Raw genomic sequence first — 16,667 nt, forward strand, 5'->3', positions numbered from 1 at the left:
GGGGCCGTGCCGTCAAGCTCCGCGGACGCGGTCCATGAACTGCGCGGTCCGGGCTATCAGGCCTTCGACCTGGCGGGCGACGGCCGCCTCCGGGTCCGGGTTGATGTCGTTGACCGGCGGCGCCACGCGCACGTTGCGGCAGCAACCGAAGTCCGCACAGATCAAGGTGCCCACGGTGTTGCCGTTGCGGCCCGACTGGCCGGCCCGTTTGGCTACCCAGAGGAGCACATCGTCCTTGGAGTGGATGTCGCGGCACAGTTCGCAGAGGACCGCGCGGTTTTTCTTGGCACCGCCTTCGGGGGCGCGGAGCATGATGCCGACGGGCCCGGTGGCGCCGGGGAGCACCAGGTAGCCGCGCAGCGGCATCTTGCCGTCGCGCCAGCCGAGGAAGTCGAGGCTGTCCCAGTCCAGGCTGTCGAAGTTCCTGGGCAGGTTCAGCTTGGCGGCTTCGGAGCGGCTGGCGTTGATGAAGGAGGAGCGGATGCGGGCAGCGGTGATTTCGTCCATGGGAAGGTCTTTCGGGATCGGAGAGCTCCGGCCGGCGCGTTGGACGCGCGGGGAGAGGGGCAGGCTGCTGCCGGCCTGCGATTCCGGTAGGGGGCGCGGCGGCGTTAGGCCGCGGCGGGTCCGTACATGGTGGAGGGGGCCGGCGACGGCGCGGGCGCGATGCAGGCCGCAACGGCCACCCCGCTGACTGCGGCTGGAGTCATCGTCATGATGTCCGCCCACTTTCCCTCGTCGCATCCGGAGGTGATCTCTGCCCGTCCGGTGCCGGTTCCCGATGCCCGGCTCCGCCATCCTCGCAAACGCGGAACCAAGTGTCCAGTCCGTCCTTCGCGGGCCACCGAAGCATCCGAAGCAATTACGTCACTCAAAGCTTGCGTAATTATCCTAAAGATAGGTTAGCCTTACTTAGGTTTGCATCACCTACCTAAGGATTCTCGTGACGTCCCCGCTTGCTACGCCTCCCTCCCGCTTCGCCCGAACTCTCCTGAGCCCGCGCACCCTCTCCCGGCGCGCACTCGGTGCCGCTGCCCTCGCCGTCGCCGCCGGCCTTGGCCTTGCCGGCTGCTCCACCGGCCCCGTCGGCGCGCAGGACGCGGGGGCCGCCACCGCCGGCTACCCCGTGACCATCAAGCACGCCTTTGGTGAGACGACGCTGGAGCACCAGCCGCGGCGCGTGGTCACCGTGTCCTGGGTCAACGACGACGTCGCGCTCGCCCTGGGCGTCGTGCCGGTGGGCCTGCCGAAGAATGACTGGGGCGGTAACAGCCGGGCGTCCACGCCGTGGAAGGATGCCGCGCTGGACCGGCTGGGCGCCGGAGCCGGCTCCGCCACCGCGCCCACGCAGTACTCGGAGGCTGACGGGATCAACTTCGCCGAAATCGCCAAGCTCAACCCGGATGTGATCCTCGGCGCCTACTCCGGCCTCAGCGAGGAGGACTACCGCAAGCTCAGCGACATCGCCCCCGTGGTGGCGCAGCCCGGCGTCGCCTACGGCACCGCCTGGCAGGACTCCACCGCCATGATCGGCAAGGCGCTGGGCAAGGAGGCCGAGGCCGCCGACCTGGTCGCGAAGACCGAGGCCACGGTCAGGGACAAGGCCGCCGCCTACCCCCAGCTGGCCGGCAAGACCTTCATCTACGGCAACCTGGAGCCGGCCAAGAGCGACGGCGTGAACATCTACACCGCCAATGACAACCGTCCCCGGTTCCTCTCCAGCCTGGGAATGACCCTGGCCCCCGTGGTGGCCTCGAACACCAAGGATTCCAAGGAGTTCTTCATCCCGTGGTCCGCCGAGAAGGCCAACGAGCTCGACTCGGACCTCTTCGTCACCTGGATCCCAGACGCCAAGACCGCCGACTCGATCAAGCAGCACCCCCTGCTCGGCCAGATCCCCGCGATTAAGAAGGGCGCCCTGGTTGCGGACCCGGACAACACGCTGACGCTCTCGATCTCCGCGGCCTCCCCGCTGAGCCTGCCGTGGGCGCTGGACCGCTTCCTTCCCCAGCTCGCGGCCGCGGCGGACACCGCCGCCGCGGCAAAGTAGGGCGCCCCATGCGCTCAGCCCGGGGGCGGAGCGTCCGCGCCGGCTGGCTGCTCGCCGCCGTTGCCGCGCTGGTCCTGGTGTCCGCGGCCTCGCTGGCGGTGGGCGCCCGGCAGCTCAGCCTCGGCACCGTCGTCGCGGCCTTGACCGGGTTCGATCCGGGCAACGGGGATCACGCCGTGGTGCAGGCCCGGGTGCCGCGCACTGTGCTGGGGCTCCTGGCGGGCGGCGCGCTGGGCCTGGCCGGGGCCGCCATGCAGGGCGTGGCCCGCAACCCCCTGGCGGACCCGGGCATCCTGGGCGTCAACGCCGGGGCGGCGCTGGCCGTGGTCGCCGGTATCCACCTCGCCGGGGTGACCTCGCTGACCGGGTACCTGTGGCTCGCGTTCGCCGGGGCCTCGGCGGCCGCCGTCGTGGTCTACCTGATCGCCGCGGCGGGCCGGGGCGGCGCCACCCCGGTGAAACTCGCCCTCGCCGGTGCCGCCCTGAGCGCGGCTTTGTTCTCGCTGATGAACGTGATCCTGATCTCCAGCCAGGACACCCTGGACCGGTTCCGGTTCTGGCAGGTGGGGGCCTCGCCGGACGGGACTGGTCCGTGGTGCTGGCCGGGCTGCCGTTCCTGGTCGCGGGCGCCGTGCTTGTCGTGGTTGCCGGGCGTGCCCTGAACGGCCTGGCGCTGGGAGACGATGTCGCCCGCGGACTCGGCCAACGCGTCGGCCTCACCCGCGGGGTCACCGCGCTGGGAGTGGTGCTGCTCTGCGGGGCGGCCACGGCGCTGGCCGGGCCGATCGGCTTCGTGGGCCTGGTGGTGCCGCACGCGGTCCGGCTCCTTTCCGGCCCGGATTACCGGTGGATCCTGCCGCTGTCCCTGGTGTTGGGGCCGTGCCTGCTGCTCCTCGCTGACGTGGCCGGGCGGGTGGTCCTGCTCCCGGGCGAGGTGCCTGCGGGGATCATGACCGCCCTGGTGGGAGCCCCCGCCTTCGTCTGGCTGGTCCGCCGGAGCAAGGGGGCCGCGCTGTGAGCGCCCGGCTGCCGTCCCTGCGGCCGTCCCGCCCGGCGGTCCTGCTGGCCCTCGCCGCCGGCGGGGTGTTCTCGGCGGCGGTCCTGTTGGGCAGCTACACCGTCACCGTTCCCGACCTGTGGAGGGTCCTCGCCGCGCACCTCAGCGGTGCCCCCAGGATCCCGACGGTGAGTTTCATGGTGATGGAGCTGAAGTTGCCGCGGGCGGTCACAGGCGCCATGGTCGGCGCCGCCTTCGGCCTCTCGGGGGCGCTGTTCCAGACGCTGCTGCGGAATCCGCTGGCCAGCCCGGACGTCATCGGCATCAGCTACGGGGCGAGCGCCGCGGCGGTCACGGCCATCATCGTCTTCGGGGCCTCCGGCGCCGCCGTGTCCGGGGCCGCGCTCGCGGGCGCCCTCGCCGTCGCCCTCCTGATTTATGCGATCTCCCGCCGCGGTACCGGCGGGAGCGGGGCGGCCGGCGGCCGGCTAATCCTGGCCGGCGTCGGAATCGCCGCGGCCCTGCAGGCGGTGGTCAGTTTCCTCATGACCCGCTCGGACATCCGGACCGCCGCGGACGCCCTGGTGTGGCTCAACGGTTCGCTGAATTCCGCCGGCTGGGAGCGGGCGGGCGTTCTGGCCGCGGCCCTGCTGGCGCTGGTCCCGGCGGCCGCCGCCCTGGCGCGGCCCCTGCGGATGGTCGAGCTCGGCGACGACGCCGCCGCGGGGCTCGGCGTGCGGGTCGGCGCCACCCGGCTGGGCGTCGTGGTGGTCGGCGTCGCCCTCGCTGCCTGCGCGACGGCGGCGGTCGGCCCGGTGGCCTTCGTCGCTTTCCTCGCCGGCCCGATTTCCCGCTGCCTGACCCGCCGGACCAGCCTGCCGGCTGCGGCCCTGACCGGGATGCTGATTGTCCTCTCCGCGGACTTCCTCGCCGCGAACCTTGCCCCGCTGCTCCTGGCCGGGACCGTCCTCCCCGTGGGGGTCGTGACCGGTGCGCTGGGCGCGCCCTTCCTGCTGTGGCTGCTGGCCACCGCCAACCGAAAGGACACCTGAGATGGCAGAACTCGCCGCACAGGATCTCACCCTCGAGTACGGGGCCACACCGGTGGTGGCCGGCCTCAGCTGCACGATTCCGCCCGGGAAGGTGACCATGATCGTGGGCGCCAACGCCTGCGGCAAGTCCACCCTGCTCCGCGGCCTGTCCCGGCTGCTCAAGCCCGCGGGCGGCGCCGTCACCCTCGACGGCCAGGACATCCGGTCCCGCCCGGCCCGGGACCTCGCCCGGCAGATGGGACTGCTCCCGCAGCACCCCTCCGCCCCGGCCGGCCTCTCCGTCCGTGACCTCGTCGGCCGGGGCCGTTACCCGCACCGCGGCGCCTTCGGCGGCTGGAGCCGGGCCGACGAGGACGCCGTCGAGCGGGCACTGGCGGCCACGGACACCGCCCACCTGGCCGGACGCGACGTCGACGAGCTCTCCGGCGGCCAGCGCCAACGGGTCTGGATCGCGATGGCGCTGGCGCAGGAGACCGAACTGCTGCTGCTCGACGAACCCACCACGTACCTGGACCTGGCCCACCAGGTGGAGGTGCTGGACCTGCTGACGGACCTCAACCGGCGCCGCGGCACCACGGTGGTGATCGTGCTCCACGACCTGAACCTGGCCGCACGCTACGCGGACCACCTGATCGCCCTCAAGGCCGGTCGGATCGTGGCTCAGGGCGCCTCCGCGGCGGTGGTCACGGAGAAGCTGATCCGGGAGGTGTTCGGCCTGGAGTGCCGGGTGATGCCGGACCCGGTGTCCGGCACACCGCTGGTGCTGCCGCTCGGGCGCCACCACACCGCATCCGCCCCGGAGGGTGCTCCCACGGGCGCCCCGGCGGCTGCCCCGGCCGGCGGCGACGTGATGGTGGCGATCCCGTGACCGCCCAGCGTACGGCGCGGCACCCGGTCCCCGAAGCGCTCGCCGAGCAGCCGATGTCCCGCGCCTTCGACGTCACCGTCTCCGCCGTGCGGGACCTCAGCCCCAGCTTCCGGCGGATCACCCTCGGCGGCTACGCGCTGCGCGACTTCGGCGTCCACGGCCCCACCCTGGACCTCCGGGTGAAGCTGGTGCTCCCGTCGCGGGCGGCGGACGGAACCGTGCTGCCCCTTCCCGTTTTCCGCGTGGAGGAACCCGGCTGGTACCGCCAGTGGCTGGCCATGGACCCGGACGTCCGGGGGTCCATGCGCACCTACACCGTCCGGCGGGCCCGGCTGGACGCCGTCTACCCCGAGATCGACGTCGACATCGTGCTGCACGGAGAGGGCGCCGGAACCGCCAGCGAGGGGCCGGGTGCCACGTGGGCCCGGCAGGCAAGGCCCGGGGACCGCGTCACCCTGATCGGCCCGAACAGCCGCGCCGCGCACTGCGTACTGGAGGAGACCTACGCCGGCATCGAGTGGCGGCCCGGCGCCGCCGGTCGGATCCTGCTGGCCGGGGACGAGACGGCGGTCCCGGCGATCTGCGCGATCCTCGAGAGTCTCCCGCCGCACCTCAGCGGCGACGCCGTCCTGGAGGTCCCAAACGCCGCCGATGTCCGGGACATCCGTACGGAGGCCGACGTCGCGGTCACCTGGCTCGCGCGCGGCTCCGGCGCCGGGCACGGTGCGTATCGGGGCCGCCCGCACGGAGAGTTGCTCCGGGACGCAGTGCGGGACATAGTCTCCCGCCTGGACGGCACGGAGCCGCGGACGAGGTCCCAAGCCCCCGACGCGGAAGCGGTCACGCCGGACGCCGACCCCGGGTTGCTGTGGGAGACCCCCGACGGCGCCTCCGCGAGCCCGTTCTACGCCTGGATCGCCGGCGAGGCGGCCACCGTCCGTGAGTTGCGGCGTTACCTGGTCCGCGAGGCGGGCATCGACCGGGCGCAGCTGGCCTTCATGGGCTACTGGCGGCAGGGCCGGGCCGAGCTCTAGGCAAAGGCGCGGGCGGCGGTCTGGAATCAGGCCGGCACCATCCCGGTGCCAAGCCGCCGCCCGCAGTTCACCCTCCCGGCACCGGCTGGTTGGCCGGCGGCGCTACCGTGGCGGCATGGCCGCGAACCTCTTGCATCTGGGCCCGGACGGGCGGCGCGTCTACGTCGCCCTTGGCGATTCCTTCACCGAGGGCGTGGGGGACCGCAGCAAGCACCTGCCCAACGGCGTCCGGGGCTGGGCGGACCGGGTGGCCGAGAGGCTGGCGAAAGCGGACCCGGGCTGGGAGTACGCCAACCTCGCCATCCGCAGCAAGCGCCTCCGGCAGATCATCGCCGAGCAGCTGGAACCGGCGCTGGCGATGAAGCCTACCCTGGTGACCCTGTACGCCGGCGGCAACGACCTGCTGGACCTCGGCACCGACATCGAGGACCTGATGGACGACTACGAGGTCCTGGTCCAGCGGCTTACCGCCTCGGGGGCCACCGTGGTGCTCTTCACCGGCTTCGACGTCAAGGTCTCCGTCCTGCTCGAACCCTTCAAGCGCCGCAACACCCTCTACAACCGCCGGGTCCGGGAACTGGCGGACTGGTACGGGGCCGTGCTGGTGGACTACTGGGCCTTCGAGGCGTTCCAGGACCCCAGGATGTGGGGCAGCGACCGGCTCCACATGTCCAAGGCCGGCCACAAGTACCTCGCCGCGCAGGTCCTGGATCACCTGGGGGTCCCGCACAGCATCAGCCCCAAGGAATGGGAACCGCCGGCCCCGCTGGGGTTCCGCGACTGGGAACGGCGGCAGCGGCGCTGGGTGCACGACTGGGTGCTGCCGCTGTTCGGCCGGAAACTCCGCGGCGTCACCCTGGGGGACCAGCTCACGCCGCGCTGGCCGCAGCCGGTGCGGGTGCCCGAGAAGGGCGGCCTGAAGAAGCTGCTGGCCTGAGGCCCGGCCTAGGCGTCCAGCAGGTTTTCGAAGCCGGGGGCCACCCGGCTGGCGTGGAACTCCTCGACGTCGAAGTCCGCCACGCCGTTGACGTAGAACGGATCCGCGAGCAGCGCCGCGTCCAGGTCCGCGCGGTCGGCATTGGAGAGCAGCAGCCCGCCGGTCCGGGGAATCTTCCGCCCCGCCACCATGAAGACGCCCCGGTCGAAGGCGTCCTGCAGCCACTGGACGTGCGCGGGCAGATGGAAATCGACGATCTCTTCGGGCACCTTGTAGGTGAGCGATACGACGTACATAGCGTCAGCGTACCGCCTGGTGCGAAGCCCCGAAACGGCGCCCCGGCAGGGACAGAAACCGTGGAGGGTTGAACCGTCAAGCTTCGCGGCTCCTAGAATAGAGCCATGACCGATCCGCGCTGGCTCAACGCCGAGGAACGCCGTGCCTGGCTGGCACAGCTGAGCATCAACACCCTGCTGCCGGCCGCGCTGGACACCCAGCTGCACTCCGCCGGGAAGCTCTCCCTTTTCGACTACAACGTCCTGGCGATGCTCTCCGAGGCGGAGGGCCGCTACCTGCCGATGAGCGAACTCGCCGCCCGTACAAGCGCCTCGCTGTCCCGGCTTTCCCACGTGGTCACCAAACTGCAGAACCGGGGTGGCTGGAACGCCAGCCGCACCCCGGGGACGCCCGCGTCACCACCGCGCACCTGACGGAAGCCGGCCTGGAAACCCTCATCGGGCTCGCCCCCACCCACGTGGAGGCGGTGCGCGAGCTCTTCCTCGACGCCCTGGACCCCGACGACGTCGCCGCCCTCGCCCGGATCGGCGAGAAGGTGGTGGCCCGGCTGGACCCCTGCCACTGGATCCTGCGCGAGAACGGACCCGCCGAGGCCGGGTAGTCCGCCCGGGCCTCCTTGGTTGCTTCCGGCAACGGGTGACAGACTGTCTGCATGGATTTCAGCACCCGGTACGTGGCCCTCGGAGACTCCTTTACCGAAGGCGTCGGTGACGACGATCCGGCCCGCCCCAACGGGGTGCGCGGCTGGGCCGACCGGGTCGCCGAGCAGCTCGGCGCCGCGGACCCCGGCTTCGGCTACGCCAACCTCGCTATCCGTGGCCGGAAATTGCGGCAGATCCTGGCCGAACAGGTGGATGCCGCCGTCGCGCTCAACCCCACGCTGGTGACCATCTACGCCGGAGCCAACGACATCCTCCGGCCCAGCATCGACATTGACGGCCTGCTGGCCGACTACGACGCCGCCATCCGCACCCTCACGGCAACCGGCGCCACCGTGGTGATGTTCACCGGCTTCGACGCCCGCGGGTCCAAAGTGTTCAGCACGATGCGCGGCCGCACCGCCATCTACAACGAACTGGTCCGCGGCATCGCGGGGGACCACGGGGCACTCCTGGTGGACTACTGGCGGTTCAGCGAATACTACGACTGGGGCATGTGGGCCACGGACCGGATGCATATGTCCCCGGCCGGCCACGCCACCATGGCCCGGCGGGTCCTCGACGTCCTGGCCCACGAGCATTCCATCGACGTGCCGCCCATGACCCCGGTCCCGGAACTCAGCCGCTCCGAAGCGCTCGCCGCCAACGCCCGCTGGGTCCGCGAATTCGCCGGCCCCTGGGTGATGCGGCGGGTCACCGGGAAGTCCTCCGGCGACGGCCTCGCGCCGCGGTATCCTCAGCTGACCCACCTCTAAGGCGGGGCAGCGCCCGCTGCCCCGATAGAAGGATTGGCACCGTGCAAAGGAGCAGCACCGGATGAACAGCACCCCAGTGACCTTCCCGCCCGGATTCCTTTGGGGCGCCGCCACCGCCGCTTACCAGATCGAGGGCGCGGCCCGGGAAGGCGGGCGCGGCGAATCGATCTGGGACGTCTTCAGCCGGGTGCCCGGCGCCGTGGCGGACGGGCACAACGGCGACGTCGCCTGCGATCACTACCACCGCACGGCGCAGGACATCGCGCTGATGCAGGACCTGAACCTGGCCGCCTACCGGTTCTCGGTCTCCTGGGCCCGCTGCATGCCCGACGGCGTCACCCCCAACCCGGAGGGAATCGCCTTCTACTCGGACCTGGTCGACCGGCTGCTGGCGGCCGGGATCACGCCCTGGATCACCCTCTACCACTGGGACCTGCCCCAGGCGCTGGAGGACAAGGGCGGCTGGGCTGCCCGGGAGACCGCCGAACGGTTCGCGGAGTTCGCGGCCGTGATGCACGGGGCGCTGGGGGACCGGGTCCGGTTCTGGACCACCCTGAACGAACCCTGGGTTTCGGCCTTCCTGGGCTACGCCGCCGGCCTGCACGCCCCCGGCCGCAAGGACCCGTCGGCCGCCCTCGCCGCCGTCCACCACCTGCTGCTGGGCCACGGTTTGGCGGTGCGGGAGATCCGGAGCCGGGACTCCGCCGCCACCGTGGGCATCACCCTGAACCTGACCGTCGCGGACCCGGCGGACCCGGACTGTGAACTGGACCGCGACGCCGCCCGGCGCGCGGACGGCCAATCCAACCGGCTGTTCCTGGATCCGCTCTTCCGGGGCGAATACCCTGCGGACGTCCTGGCCGACGTCGCGCACCTGGGCATGGCCGACGTCGTCCGTCCCGGAGACCTCGAGCTGATCAGCGCCCCGCTGGACGTCCTGGGCGTCAATTACTACCACGGGGGCGCCTTCACGGCGGAGCCCGGCCGGGAACCCGACCCGTCCTCACCGATGGTGGCCGCCGACGGCGTGCACACCGTGCCCCGCGGGCTCCCCGTCACCGGCATGGGCTGGGAAGTCCAGCCCGACGGGCTGCGCCGGCTGCTGGTGCGGCTGCAACGCGAATACACGGGACCGGCAGGGATCCCGATTTACATCACGGAGAACGGCGCCGCGTACGACGACGAGCCGGACGCGGCGGGCTTCGTCAACGACGAGGACCGGCGGAGCTTCTTCGAGCAGCACCTCCGCGCGCTGCACGCGGCGATTGCCGAGGGCGTGGACGTGCGCGGCTACTTCGCCTGGTCCCTGCTGGATAACTTCGAGTGGGCCTTCGGCTACCACCAGCGCTTTGGCCTGGTCCGGGTGGAGTACGACACGCAGCGCCGGATCCCCAAGGCCAGCGGGCTTTGGTACGCCCGGGTCGCGGCGTCGAATGCCCTGCCGGGCTGACGGCCGGGAACGCTGACGGCTCGGAACGCTAGGCGCGGAAACCGGGTGTGGCGAGCAGGCCGCCGTCGCGCCTGACCGCGAGGACCTGGACGTTCCAGCCGTCGGTGGCGCGGTTCAGCATCGGGAGCCCTCCCGCCACGATCGCGGTGGCCAGCACGTCGGCGGTCACGATGTCCGCCGCCGCGACAGAAACCTGCAGGAATTCGCTCGGCCCGGTGGCCCGCGTCCAGATGTGGTCGCCGCGTTCGGCCGAGCCCGAGGTGGCCAGCGCCCGCGCCGTGGTGCCGCCGCCCAGCGGGTAGGCGGCCAGCAGGGTGCCGCGGTCCTGCGGGTCGACGATGCCGGCCTGCCAGGTGGCCGCGGTCCCGACAATCGGCGAGCCGGAGACCAGCACGTCGCCGCCGGCGTTGAGGCACCAGTCCGTCAGTCCCAGCGATGCCAGGGCGGCCCCGGCCTCCTGGACCGCGTAGCCCTTGACCAGCCCGGACAGGTCCGGGGCTCCGTCGGGACGTTCCGGGGTGAAGGCGCCCTCGGTGAGCAGCCGCCAGTCCGCGGCCTCGGCGTAGCGGTCCCGGAAGCCGGCCGAGGTTTCCCCGGGGTCACCTCCCGGCGGGCCACCCGGCTGGCCTCCGAATCCGGCCGGTAGAGGCTGAACTGGCCGTCGAGCTCGCGGAAGATGCGTTCGACGGCGTCCGCGGCCGTGCCGAGGGCCTCCTCCGCCGCGGCCCGGGAGCCGCCGTCGTCGTTCGCTGCCATCGGGACGGTGAGGCCGATGACGGTGCCCATGCACTGGAACGTCCGGGCCTTCAGTGCCGGGCTTTCCGGCTTAGAGGTGGGCTGCATCGAGGGCCGCCTGCAGCGAGGTCAGGTACGCGGAGCTGGTGACGGTGGCCCCGCTGATGGTCTGGACGTTGGCGGACTGGGCCTGGAGGACCTCGGAGCGCAGCAGGGGAGCGGCGCGGTTGCTGATCTGGACCGAGCGGCGGTCCTCGTCCGTGAGCTGCAGCGCCTTGACGTCCGTGATCTTGCCGCCGCTGACGCTGATCTGCACCTGGACCGAGCCGAAGCGGGTCTGCACCGAGTCCCCGGTGAAGGTGCCGCCGGCGCTGGAGGAACCGGAGGAGCTGCCGGATGATCCCGACGAGCCGCTGCCGGTGGTGCCAGTGCCGGATGACGTGTCCCCGGAGGCTGCGGACCCGGAGGACGAGCCGCCGGTGGAGCTGCCCAGCCCGGACTTGGCGGACCCGGTGCCGGTGGCCCCGGTCCCGGCGGTTCCCGCCGTCGTGCCGACGGCGCTGGCCGATTCGGCCACGTGGGCGCCGGACTGCCAGCCGGCCAAAAGGATCCCGGCGGAAGCCAGGGTCGCTGAAACTACTGCGCGTATTCTCACCAGTCAAACCTTTCGTAGTGGAGTTGCTCTTCCCGCACGCCGGCCTGGCGTGCGTCGTCGAGGACGTTCCGGGCCCAGGCATCCGGGCCGCAGACGTAGATGTCGGAACCGGCAAGGTCGGGAGCGTAGCTGGCCAACCGGTAGCCGGCGCGGGACTCGCTCTCGGGCAGCCAGGTGCTCACGCCCCGCGGCCGCCGGCCGGTCAGGTGGAACAGGGTGGCCCCGCGCCGCTGGCAGAGGTCCAGGATCTCGTCGCCCAGGTACAGGCCGGACTGGTTGTGGCCGCGGAGGATCACCGTGGCTTCCCCCGGCGCGAAGGGCGTGTTCTCGAGCAGCGCCCGGATGGGGGTGATGCCGATTCCGGCGCCGATGAGGACCACCTTCCGGCGGCTGCGGGAGGCCGAGCTGAACAGCCCGTACGGGCCCTCCACCGCGACCCGGGTGCCCGGCCGCAGCCGGGCCAGGGCGGCGGAGCCGCGGCCCAGGTTCCGGACAGTGATCCGGAGCCGGCCAGCGCCGTCGGCCCCGAACATCACGGGCTCGGCGGAGAGGCTGAAGGGGTGCGGGTGCCACCACTGGCCGGGGGCCAGGAACCGCCAGATGAAGAAGCGGCCGCCGCTGCCGGCCAGCTCGTCGAGGTGCCGGCCGGTCATTTCGATGCTGACGACGCCGTGGCCGGCGGAGACCACGCGGCTGACCCTCAGCTGGTGCCGGACGGTGGCAACGATCGGCTCAAGGACCCGGTAGTGCGCCAACGCGGCGCCGGTCCCGATGCAGACGGCAAGCCAGTACCAGCGCTGCCAGGTCCCCTCGGCGAACAGGCCACCGACGCTGAACTGGTGCGGGATGGAGGTCAGGACCGCGGCGTAGGTCAGCAGGTGCACCGCGTACCAGAACTCGTAGGGGAAGCGGCGGCGCACGGCCACCAGGGAGGTCACGACGACGGCGATAAACAGCAGGATGGAGATGTACGCCAGCCACATGTCCGGCACCTGGACCCAGAGGGACACCGCCTCGCTGACGGGGTCCAGGCCGTCTGCCATCCCGTAGCCGATCGCAAGCAGGACGCCGTGGGCCAGGAGCAGGTAGAGGGCGGGTTTGCCCAGCTCCCGGTGGAATTCCAGGGCCCGGTCGTGGCCGACCGCCCCGTCGATGATGGGCAGCCGTGCCGCGAGCAGCAGCATCAGCAGCACCAGGTCCATGCCGGCGAGGCCGGCCACGATGCCCAGGGCCGTGAAGGCGCCGCCGGGAGTGGAGAAGCCGGACGCGCCGCCGTCGGCGAGCCAAAGGGCAATAGCGGCTGCGACGGAGGACCAGGCGATGACCGTGAGCAGGTCGCCCCTGAACATCCGCCGGCGGTGCTGCGCCGCGAACGGGTTGCCGCCGGCCCCGGCCCGCCGGGCGAGGGGCTGCTGAGCAGTCTGGGTCGATGTGTTCATGAATCCAGAATCTGCCCGTTCCCTTTCGTTTTGCTGTGAAAGAACTGCGCCCCGCTTAAGTCTTCGCTGCAGGCCGGCGGGACCGCCTTATACACCCTCGGACCCCCGGATTGGTCTTTAATTCCGCGAGATCGTAGACTTGGTAGGCGCTAGGTGGCGCGGAGCGTGGGCAATTGCTCCGGTTGACGGGAAAGTCTGCAGTGCAGACAGCCCCGAAGGCCGGTAGTTAGGGGCTCAAGTTGCGCGCGTTCCTGTATTCGCCCGGCATCCCGGTACCGCAGTGAAGGCTCACGAGTTCTTCCTGACGGTTACCCCGGACTCCTTCATTAGTTCCCTCGCAGCATGGTTCCGGCCGTCGTCGTGAGGGGCCCGTTCGAGGGGAGCTGGCGGCGGACGCTGCCTATCGCACGGTAACGCGGAACTCCGCCTGCCGTTTCATTTATTTTCATGAGGAGAGTCGTCATGGCAGCACACTGCCAGGTGACCGGAGCCGAGCCGGGCTTTGGACACAGCATTTCGCACTCGCACCGCCGCAACAAGCGCCGGTTCGACCCGAACATCCAGAAGAAGCGCTACTGGGTTCCGTCCCTGCGCCGTAATGTCACCCTGCAGGTCTCTGCACGTGGCATCAAGACCATCGACGTACGCGGCATCGACGTTGTCGTCGCCGACATCCTGGCACGAGGAGTGAAGCTCTAGTGGCAAAGGACAAGGACGTACGTCCGATCATCAAGCTCAAGTCGACCGCGGGCACGGGTTACACCTACGTGACGCGCAAGAACCGTCGTAACGACCCGGACCGCATGGTCCTGCGGAAGTACGATCCCAAGATCCGCAAGCACGTCGAATTCCGAGAGGAGCGCTAAGCACATGGCTAAGAAGTCAATGATCGCTAAGAACGAACAGCGTAAAGTCATCGTCGAGCGCTATGCTGCAAAGCGCCTCGAACTGAAGAAGGCCCTGGTCGACCCCAACTCGACCGACGAAGCCCGCGAAGCTGCACGCCTCGGCCTGCAGAAGCTGCCGCGCAACGCTTCCCCGGTCCGCCTGCGCAACCGCGACATCATCGATGGCCGCCCGCGTGGCACCTTCCAGAAGTTCGGCATCTCCCGTGTTCGCTTCCGCGACATGGCTCACCGCGGTGAGCTCCCGGGCATCACGAAGTCTTCCTGGTAATTCAGCACTCCTGAAGCCAGTGGCTTGAGAGGGGCCGGCAACCGTCATGGTTGCCGGCCCCTTGTGCGTTAAGCCGCCGCAGCTGGCTGCAGGTTCCGTGTCCACGGAGTGGTGACCGAGGGCACACGGACCGGTTTTGCGCACGACGGCGGTTGTTTCGGCCGCGGAGGGGCGCTGGGTCCCGGGTTTCCGGGGTTTTTGGGGCGGGGGTGGGTCTTCGGGTGCGATTTGTGTGGTCCGGTGTTCGTGTGTAAAGTTATTCGAGTCGCCGCCGCTGAAGCGGAAAGATAGCGACCGACCCCCTGATGAACAGCCTGAAAAATGGTGCGGAATTTTGCGCCGGTTTTTCGGGTGGGGACCCTTCCATTGCGTGGGATTCGGCGAGTACGCCGGTTTGCATTGCGGTTGGTGATCGGGTAAGTTTGAAAAGTTGCTCCGGAGCGAGTCGCGGCCCTGAATGGGGTTGTGGTGGTGCCGGGTGTGTCTGTTGTTTGAGAACTCAATAGTGTGCCAAGTTTGTTGATACCGATTGTTTTATTGATTGGTTGATTATGCTGTGTTGTCCACCCCGTGGATGGCATGGTTTTCAGCTGGTTTCAAATTTTGTGCAGCATGTTATCCGTCGTTTTCCCGGTGGTGCGTGTTGTGTCTGTTTGTTTTCAACGGAGAGTTTGATCCTGGCTCAGGATGAACGCTGGCGGCGTGCTTAACACATGCAAGTCGAACGATGATCCCCAGCTTGCTGGGGGGATTAGTGGCGAACGGGTGAGTAACACGTGAGTAACCTGCCCTTTAACTCTGGGATAAGCCTGGGAAACTGGGTCTAATACCGGATATGACTCCTCATCGCATGGTGGGGGGTGGAAAGCTTTTGTGGTTTTGGATGGACTCGCGGCCTATCAGCTTGTTGGTGAGGTAATGGCTCACCAAGGCGACGACGGGTAGCCGGCCTGAGAGGGTGACCGGCCACACTGGGACTGAGACACGGCCCAGACTCCTACGGGAGGCAGCAGTGGGGAATATTGCACAATGGGCGGAAGCCTGATGCAGCGACGCCGCGTGAGGGATGACGGCCTTCGGGTTGTAAACCTCTTTCAGTAGGGAAGAAGCGAAAGTGACGGTACCTGCAGAAGAAGCGCCGGCTAACTACGTGCCAGCAGCCGCGGTAATACGTAGGGCGCAAGCGTTATCCGGAATTATTGGGCGTAAAGAGCTCGTAGGCGGTTTGTCGCGTCTGCCGTGAAAGTCCGGGGCTCAACTCCGGATCTGCGGTGGGTACGGGCAGACTAGAGTGATGTAGGGGAGACTGGAATTCCTGGTGTAGCGGTGAAATGCGCAGATATCAGGAGGAACACCGATGGCGAAGGCAGGTCTCTGGGCATTAACTGACGCTGAGGAGCGAAAGCATGGGGAGCGAACAGGATTAGATACCCTGGTAGTCCATGCCGTAAACGTTGGGCACTAGGTGTGGGGGACATTCCACGTTTTCCGCGCCGTAGCTAACGCATTAAGTGCCCCGCCTGGGGAGTACGGCCGCAAGGCTAAAACTCAAAGGAATTGACGGGGGCCCGCACAAGCGGCGGAGCATGCGGATTAATTCGATGCAACGCGAAGAACCTTACCAAGGCTTGACATGAACCGGTAAGACCTGGAAACAGGTCCCCCACTTGTGGTCGGTTTACAGGTGGTGCATGGTTGTCGTCAGCTCGTGTCGTGAGATGTTGGGTTAAGTCCCGCAACGAGCGCAACCCTCGTTCCATGTTGCCAGCGCGTTATGGCGGGGACTCATGGGAGACTGCCGGGGTCAACTCGGAGGAAGGTGGGGACGACGTCAAATCATCATGCCCCTTATGTCTTGGGCTTCACGCATGCTACAATGGCCGGTACAAAGGGTTGCGATACTGTGAGGTGGAGCTAATCCCAAAAAGCCGGTCTCAGTTCGGATTGGGGTCTGCAACTCGACCCCATGAAGTCGGAGTCGCTAGTAATCGCAGATCAGCAACGCTGCGGTGAATACGTTCCCGGGCCTTGTACACACCGCCCGTCAAGTCACGAAAGTTGGTAACACCCGAAGCCGGTGGCCTAACCCCTTGTGGGAGGGAGCTGTCGAAGGTGGGACTGGCGATTGGGACTAAGTCGTAACAAGGTAGCCGTACCGGAAGGTGCGGCTGGATCACCTCCTTTCTAAGGAGCGCCTACAACAACCCCGCCAGGCCGCATGGTTTGTGTGGTGGTGTTGTCAGGAGTCACGCCCGTTGCGCAGACGTTTGTTCTGCGGCGGGTGCTCATGGGTGGAATATCAACGAATAGGTGCCTGTCGGGTTTTTGCCGGTGGTTAGTACGGAAGACGCACTCCTCTTTGGGGGTGGGTGTTCCTGGAACGCTTCGGTGGGGTTCTGGTGGGTAGTGTTTGGCACACTGTTGGGTCCTGAGACAACAGGACCATGGCCTGTGTCCGCCTCTTTTGGGGGTGGGTGCGGGGTGTGGGTTTTGTGTGTTTCTGGTTTCCTGGCTGCGACGCCCTGCGCGCTGTCGACCTTCCTTGCTTTCGGGTGAGGGGGTT

16 protein-coding genes, 1 rRNA gene and 2 pseudogenes are annotated in these 16,667 nt (G+C 68.9%); 13 read left to right on the plus strand and 6 right to left on the minus strand.

Annotated features, from left to right (window positions below):
• Positions 1 to 12: 12 nt before the first annotated feature.
• On the minus strand, positions 13 to 507 hold the full coding sequence (locus ACRQ5B_RS06850) for an FBP domain-containing protein (RefSeq protein WP_432398224.1): 495 nt from the start codon (positions 505 to 507) through the stop codon (positions 13 to 15).
• Between the two features lie 436 nt (positions 508 to 943).
• Here ACRQ5B_RS06850 and ACRQ5B_RS06855 point away from each other — a divergent pair, with 436 nt between their 5' ends.
• The 6 genes and pseudogenes from ACRQ5B_RS06855 to ACRQ5B_RS06880 all read left to right on the plus strand — a co-directional run bounded on the left by ACRQ5B_RS06855 (position 944) and on the right by ACRQ5B_RS06880 (position 6,938).
• The gene (locus tag ACRQ5B_RS06855) at positions 944 to 2,050 is read left to right on the plus strand and encodes an iron-siderophore ABC transporter substrate-binding protein (protein WP_432398227.1); all 1,107 of its coding nucleotides are present in this window, start codon (positions 944 to 946) and stop codon (positions 2,048 to 2,050) included.
• Between the two features lie 8 nt (positions 2,051 to 2,058).
• Positions 2,059 to 3,068 (plus strand): annotated as a pseudogene (locus ACRQ5B_RS06860) (FecCD family ABC transporter permease).
• A 17-nt stretch (positions 3,069 to 3,085) separates the two neighbouring features.
• Positions 3,086 to 4,099, plus strand: a complete 1,014-nt coding sequence (locus ACRQ5B_RS06865) for a FecCD family ABC transporter permease (protein WP_432398713.1) — start codon at positions 3,086 to 3,088, stop codon at positions 4,097 to 4,099.
• Between the two features lies 1 nt (position 4,100).
• Entirely contained in the window at positions 4,101 to 4,967 is an 867-nt protein-coding gene (locus tag ACRQ5B_RS06870) for an ABC transporter ATP-binding protein (protein WP_412884292.1), read from the plus strand.
• A gap of 53 nt (positions 4,968 to 5,020) precedes the next feature.
• A complete protein-coding gene (locus ACRQ5B_RS06875; RefSeq protein WP_432398714.1) occupies positions 5,021 to 6,001 on the plus strand; it encodes a siderophore-interacting protein in 981 nt (326 codons plus the stop codon).
• A gap of 115 nt (positions 6,002 to 6,116) precedes the next feature.
• Complete coding sequence (locus ACRQ5B_RS06880; protein WP_432398230.1) at positions 6,117 to 6,938, plus strand: SGNH/GDSL hydrolase family protein; 822 nt, start codon at positions 6,117 to 6,119, stop codon at positions 6,936 to 6,938.
• 8 nt (positions 6,939 to 6,946) lie between these two features.
• On the opposite strand, the gene ACRQ5B_RS06885 is transcribed toward ACRQ5B_RS06880, so the two are convergent.
• Entirely contained in the window at positions 6,947 to 7,234 is a 288-nt protein-coding gene (locus ACRQ5B_RS06885; RefSeq protein WP_432398233.1) for a YciI family protein, read from the minus strand.
• 105 nt (positions 7,235 to 7,339) lie between these two features.
• Between ACRQ5B_RS06885 and ACRQ5B_RS06890 the strand changes: the two are divergent.
• The 3 genes and pseudogenes from ACRQ5B_RS06890 (at position 7,340) to ACRQ5B_RS06900 (ending at position 10,099) form a co-directional block, all read left to right on the plus strand.
• Positions 7,340 to 7,836, plus strand: a pseudogene (locus ACRQ5B_RS06890) (MarR family winged helix-turn-helix transcriptional regulator).
• A gap of 51 nt (positions 7,837 to 7,887) precedes the next feature.
• Positions 7,888 to 8,649, plus strand: a complete 762-nt coding sequence (locus tag ACRQ5B_RS06895) for an SGNH/GDSL hydrolase family protein (RefSeq protein WP_412884288.1) — start codon at positions 7,888 to 7,890, stop codon at positions 8,647 to 8,649.
• 61 nt (positions 8,650 to 8,710) lie between these two features.
• A complete protein-coding gene (locus tag ACRQ5B_RS06900; RefSeq protein ID WP_432398237.1) occupies positions 8,711 to 10,099 on the plus strand; it encodes a GH1 family beta-glucosidase in 1,389 nt (462 codons plus the stop codon).
• A 28-nt stretch (positions 10,100 to 10,127) separates the two neighbouring features.
• Here the strand turns inward: ACRQ5B_RS06900 and ACRQ5B_RS06905 are convergent, their stop codons facing one another.
• Genes ACRQ5B_RS06905 through ACRQ5B_RS06920 form a run of 4 tightly spaced genes read right to left on the minus strand, consistent with a single transcriptional unit; the run spans position 10,128 to position 12,928 of the window.
• Positions 10,128 to 10,640, minus strand: coding sequence for an FAD:protein FMN transferase (locus ACRQ5B_RS06905; RefSeq protein WP_432398715.1), 513 nt, complete (start codon positions 10,638 to 10,640; stop codon positions 10,128 to 10,130).
• Positions 10,523 to 10,942 carry a hypothetical protein gene (locus tag ACRQ5B_RS06910; RefSeq protein WP_432398807.1) on the minus strand — a complete coding sequence of 140 codons (420 nt, stop codon included), beginning with the start codon at positions 10,940 to 10,942 and terminating at the stop codon, positions 10,523 to 10,525. Before ACRQ5B_RS06910 ends, ACRQ5B_RS06905 begins: the two co-directional genes overlap by 118 nt.
• Positions 10,926 to 11,489 (minus strand): FMN-binding protein, encoded by a 564-nt coding sequence (locus ACRQ5B_RS06915; RefSeq protein ID WP_432398240.1) that lies wholly within the window; start codon positions 11,487 to 11,489, stop codon positions 10,926 to 10,928. Before ACRQ5B_RS06915 ends, ACRQ5B_RS06910 begins: the two co-directional genes overlap by 17 nt.
• Positions 11,486 to 12,928: a ferredoxin reductase family protein gene (locus tag ACRQ5B_RS06920; protein ID WP_432398243.1), complete on the minus strand. Its 1,443-nt coding sequence runs from the start codon at positions 12,926 to 12,928 to the stop codon at positions 11,486 to 11,488. The genes ACRQ5B_RS06915 and ACRQ5B_RS06920 overlap by 4 nt, the downstream gene beginning before the upstream one ends.
• A gap of 462 nt (positions 12,929 to 13,390) precedes the next feature.
• On the opposite strand from ACRQ5B_RS06920, the gene rpmB reads away from it, so the two are divergent.
• The 4 genes from rpmB to ACRQ5B_RS06940 all read left to right on the plus strand — a co-directional run bounded on the left by rpmB (position 13,391) and on the right by ACRQ5B_RS06940 (position 16,288).
• A complete protein-coding gene (rpmB, locus tag ACRQ5B_RS06925; protein ID WP_056737118.1) occupies positions 13,391 to 13,627 on the plus strand; it encodes a 50S ribosomal protein L28 in 237 nt (78 codons plus the stop codon).
• Entirely contained in the window at positions 13,627 to 13,794 is a 168-nt protein-coding gene (rpmG, locus tag ACRQ5B_RS06930; protein ID WP_290257284.1) for a 50S ribosomal protein L33, read from the plus strand. Before rpmB ends, rpmG begins: the two co-directional genes overlap by 1 nt.
• Before the next feature lie 4 nt (positions 13,795 to 13,798).
• A complete protein-coding gene (rpsN, locus tag ACRQ5B_RS06935) occupies positions 13,799 to 14,104 on the plus strand; it encodes a 30S ribosomal protein S14 (RefSeq protein ID WP_043485315.1) in 306 nt (101 codons plus the stop codon).
• A gap of 659 nt (positions 14,105 to 14,763) precedes the next feature.
• Positions 14,764 to 16,288, plus strand: a 16S ribosomal RNA gene (locus ACRQ5B_RS06940).
• Positions 16,289 to 16,667: the final 379 nt, after the last annotated feature.

Source organism: Pseudarthrobacter sp. L19 (assembly GCF_050859435.1).
Classification (GTDB): Bacteria; Actinomycetota; Actinomycetes; order Actinomycetales; family Micrococcaceae; genus Arthrobacter.

Excerpts from the sequence above, each read along its gene's own strand:
- ACRQ5B_RS06850 (WP_432398224.1), bottom strand. The coding sequence starts at position 507 with ATGGACGAAATCACCGCTGCCCGCATCCGCTCCTCCTTCATCAACGCC.
- ACRQ5B_RS06870 (WP_412884292.1), top strand. The coding sequence starts at position 4,101 with ATGGCAGAACTCGCCGCACAGGATCTCACCCTCGAGTACGGGGCCACA.
- ACRQ5B_RS06875 (WP_432398714.1), top strand. The coding sequence starts at position 5,021 with ATGTCCCGCGCCTTCGACGTCACCGTCTCCGCCGTGCGGGACCTCAGC.
- ACRQ5B_RS06880 (WP_432398230.1), top strand. The coding sequence starts at position 6,117 with ATGGCCGCGAACCTCTTGCATCTGGGCCCGGACGGGCGGCGCGTCTAC.
- ACRQ5B_RS06885 (WP_432398233.1), bottom strand. The coding sequence starts at position 7,234 with ATGTACGTCGTATCGCTCACCTACAAGGTGCCCGAAGAGATCGTCGAT.
- ACRQ5B_RS06895 (WP_412884288.1), top strand. The coding sequence starts at position 7,888 with ATGGATTTCAGCACCCGGTACGTGGCCCTCGGAGACTCCTTTACCGAA.
- ACRQ5B_RS06900 (WP_432398237.1), top strand. The coding sequence starts at position 8,711 with ATGAACAGCACCCCAGTGACCTTCCCGCCCGGATTCCTTTGGGGCGCC.
- ACRQ5B_RS06910 (WP_432398807.1), bottom strand. The coding sequence starts at position 10,942 with ATGCAGCCCACCTCTAAGCCGGAAAGCCCGGCACTGAAGGCCCGGACG.
- ACRQ5B_RS06920 (WP_432398243.1), bottom strand. The coding sequence starts at position 12,928 with ATGAACACATCGACCCAGACTGCTCAGCAGCCCCTCGCCCGGCGGGCC.
- rpmB (WP_056737118.1), top strand. The coding sequence starts at position 13,391 with ATGGCAGCACACTGCCAGGTGACCGGAGCCGAGCCGGGCTTTGGACAC.
- rpsN (WP_043485315.1), top strand. The coding sequence starts at position 13,799 with ATGGCTAAGAAGTCAATGATCGCTAAGAACGAACAGCGTAAAGTCATC.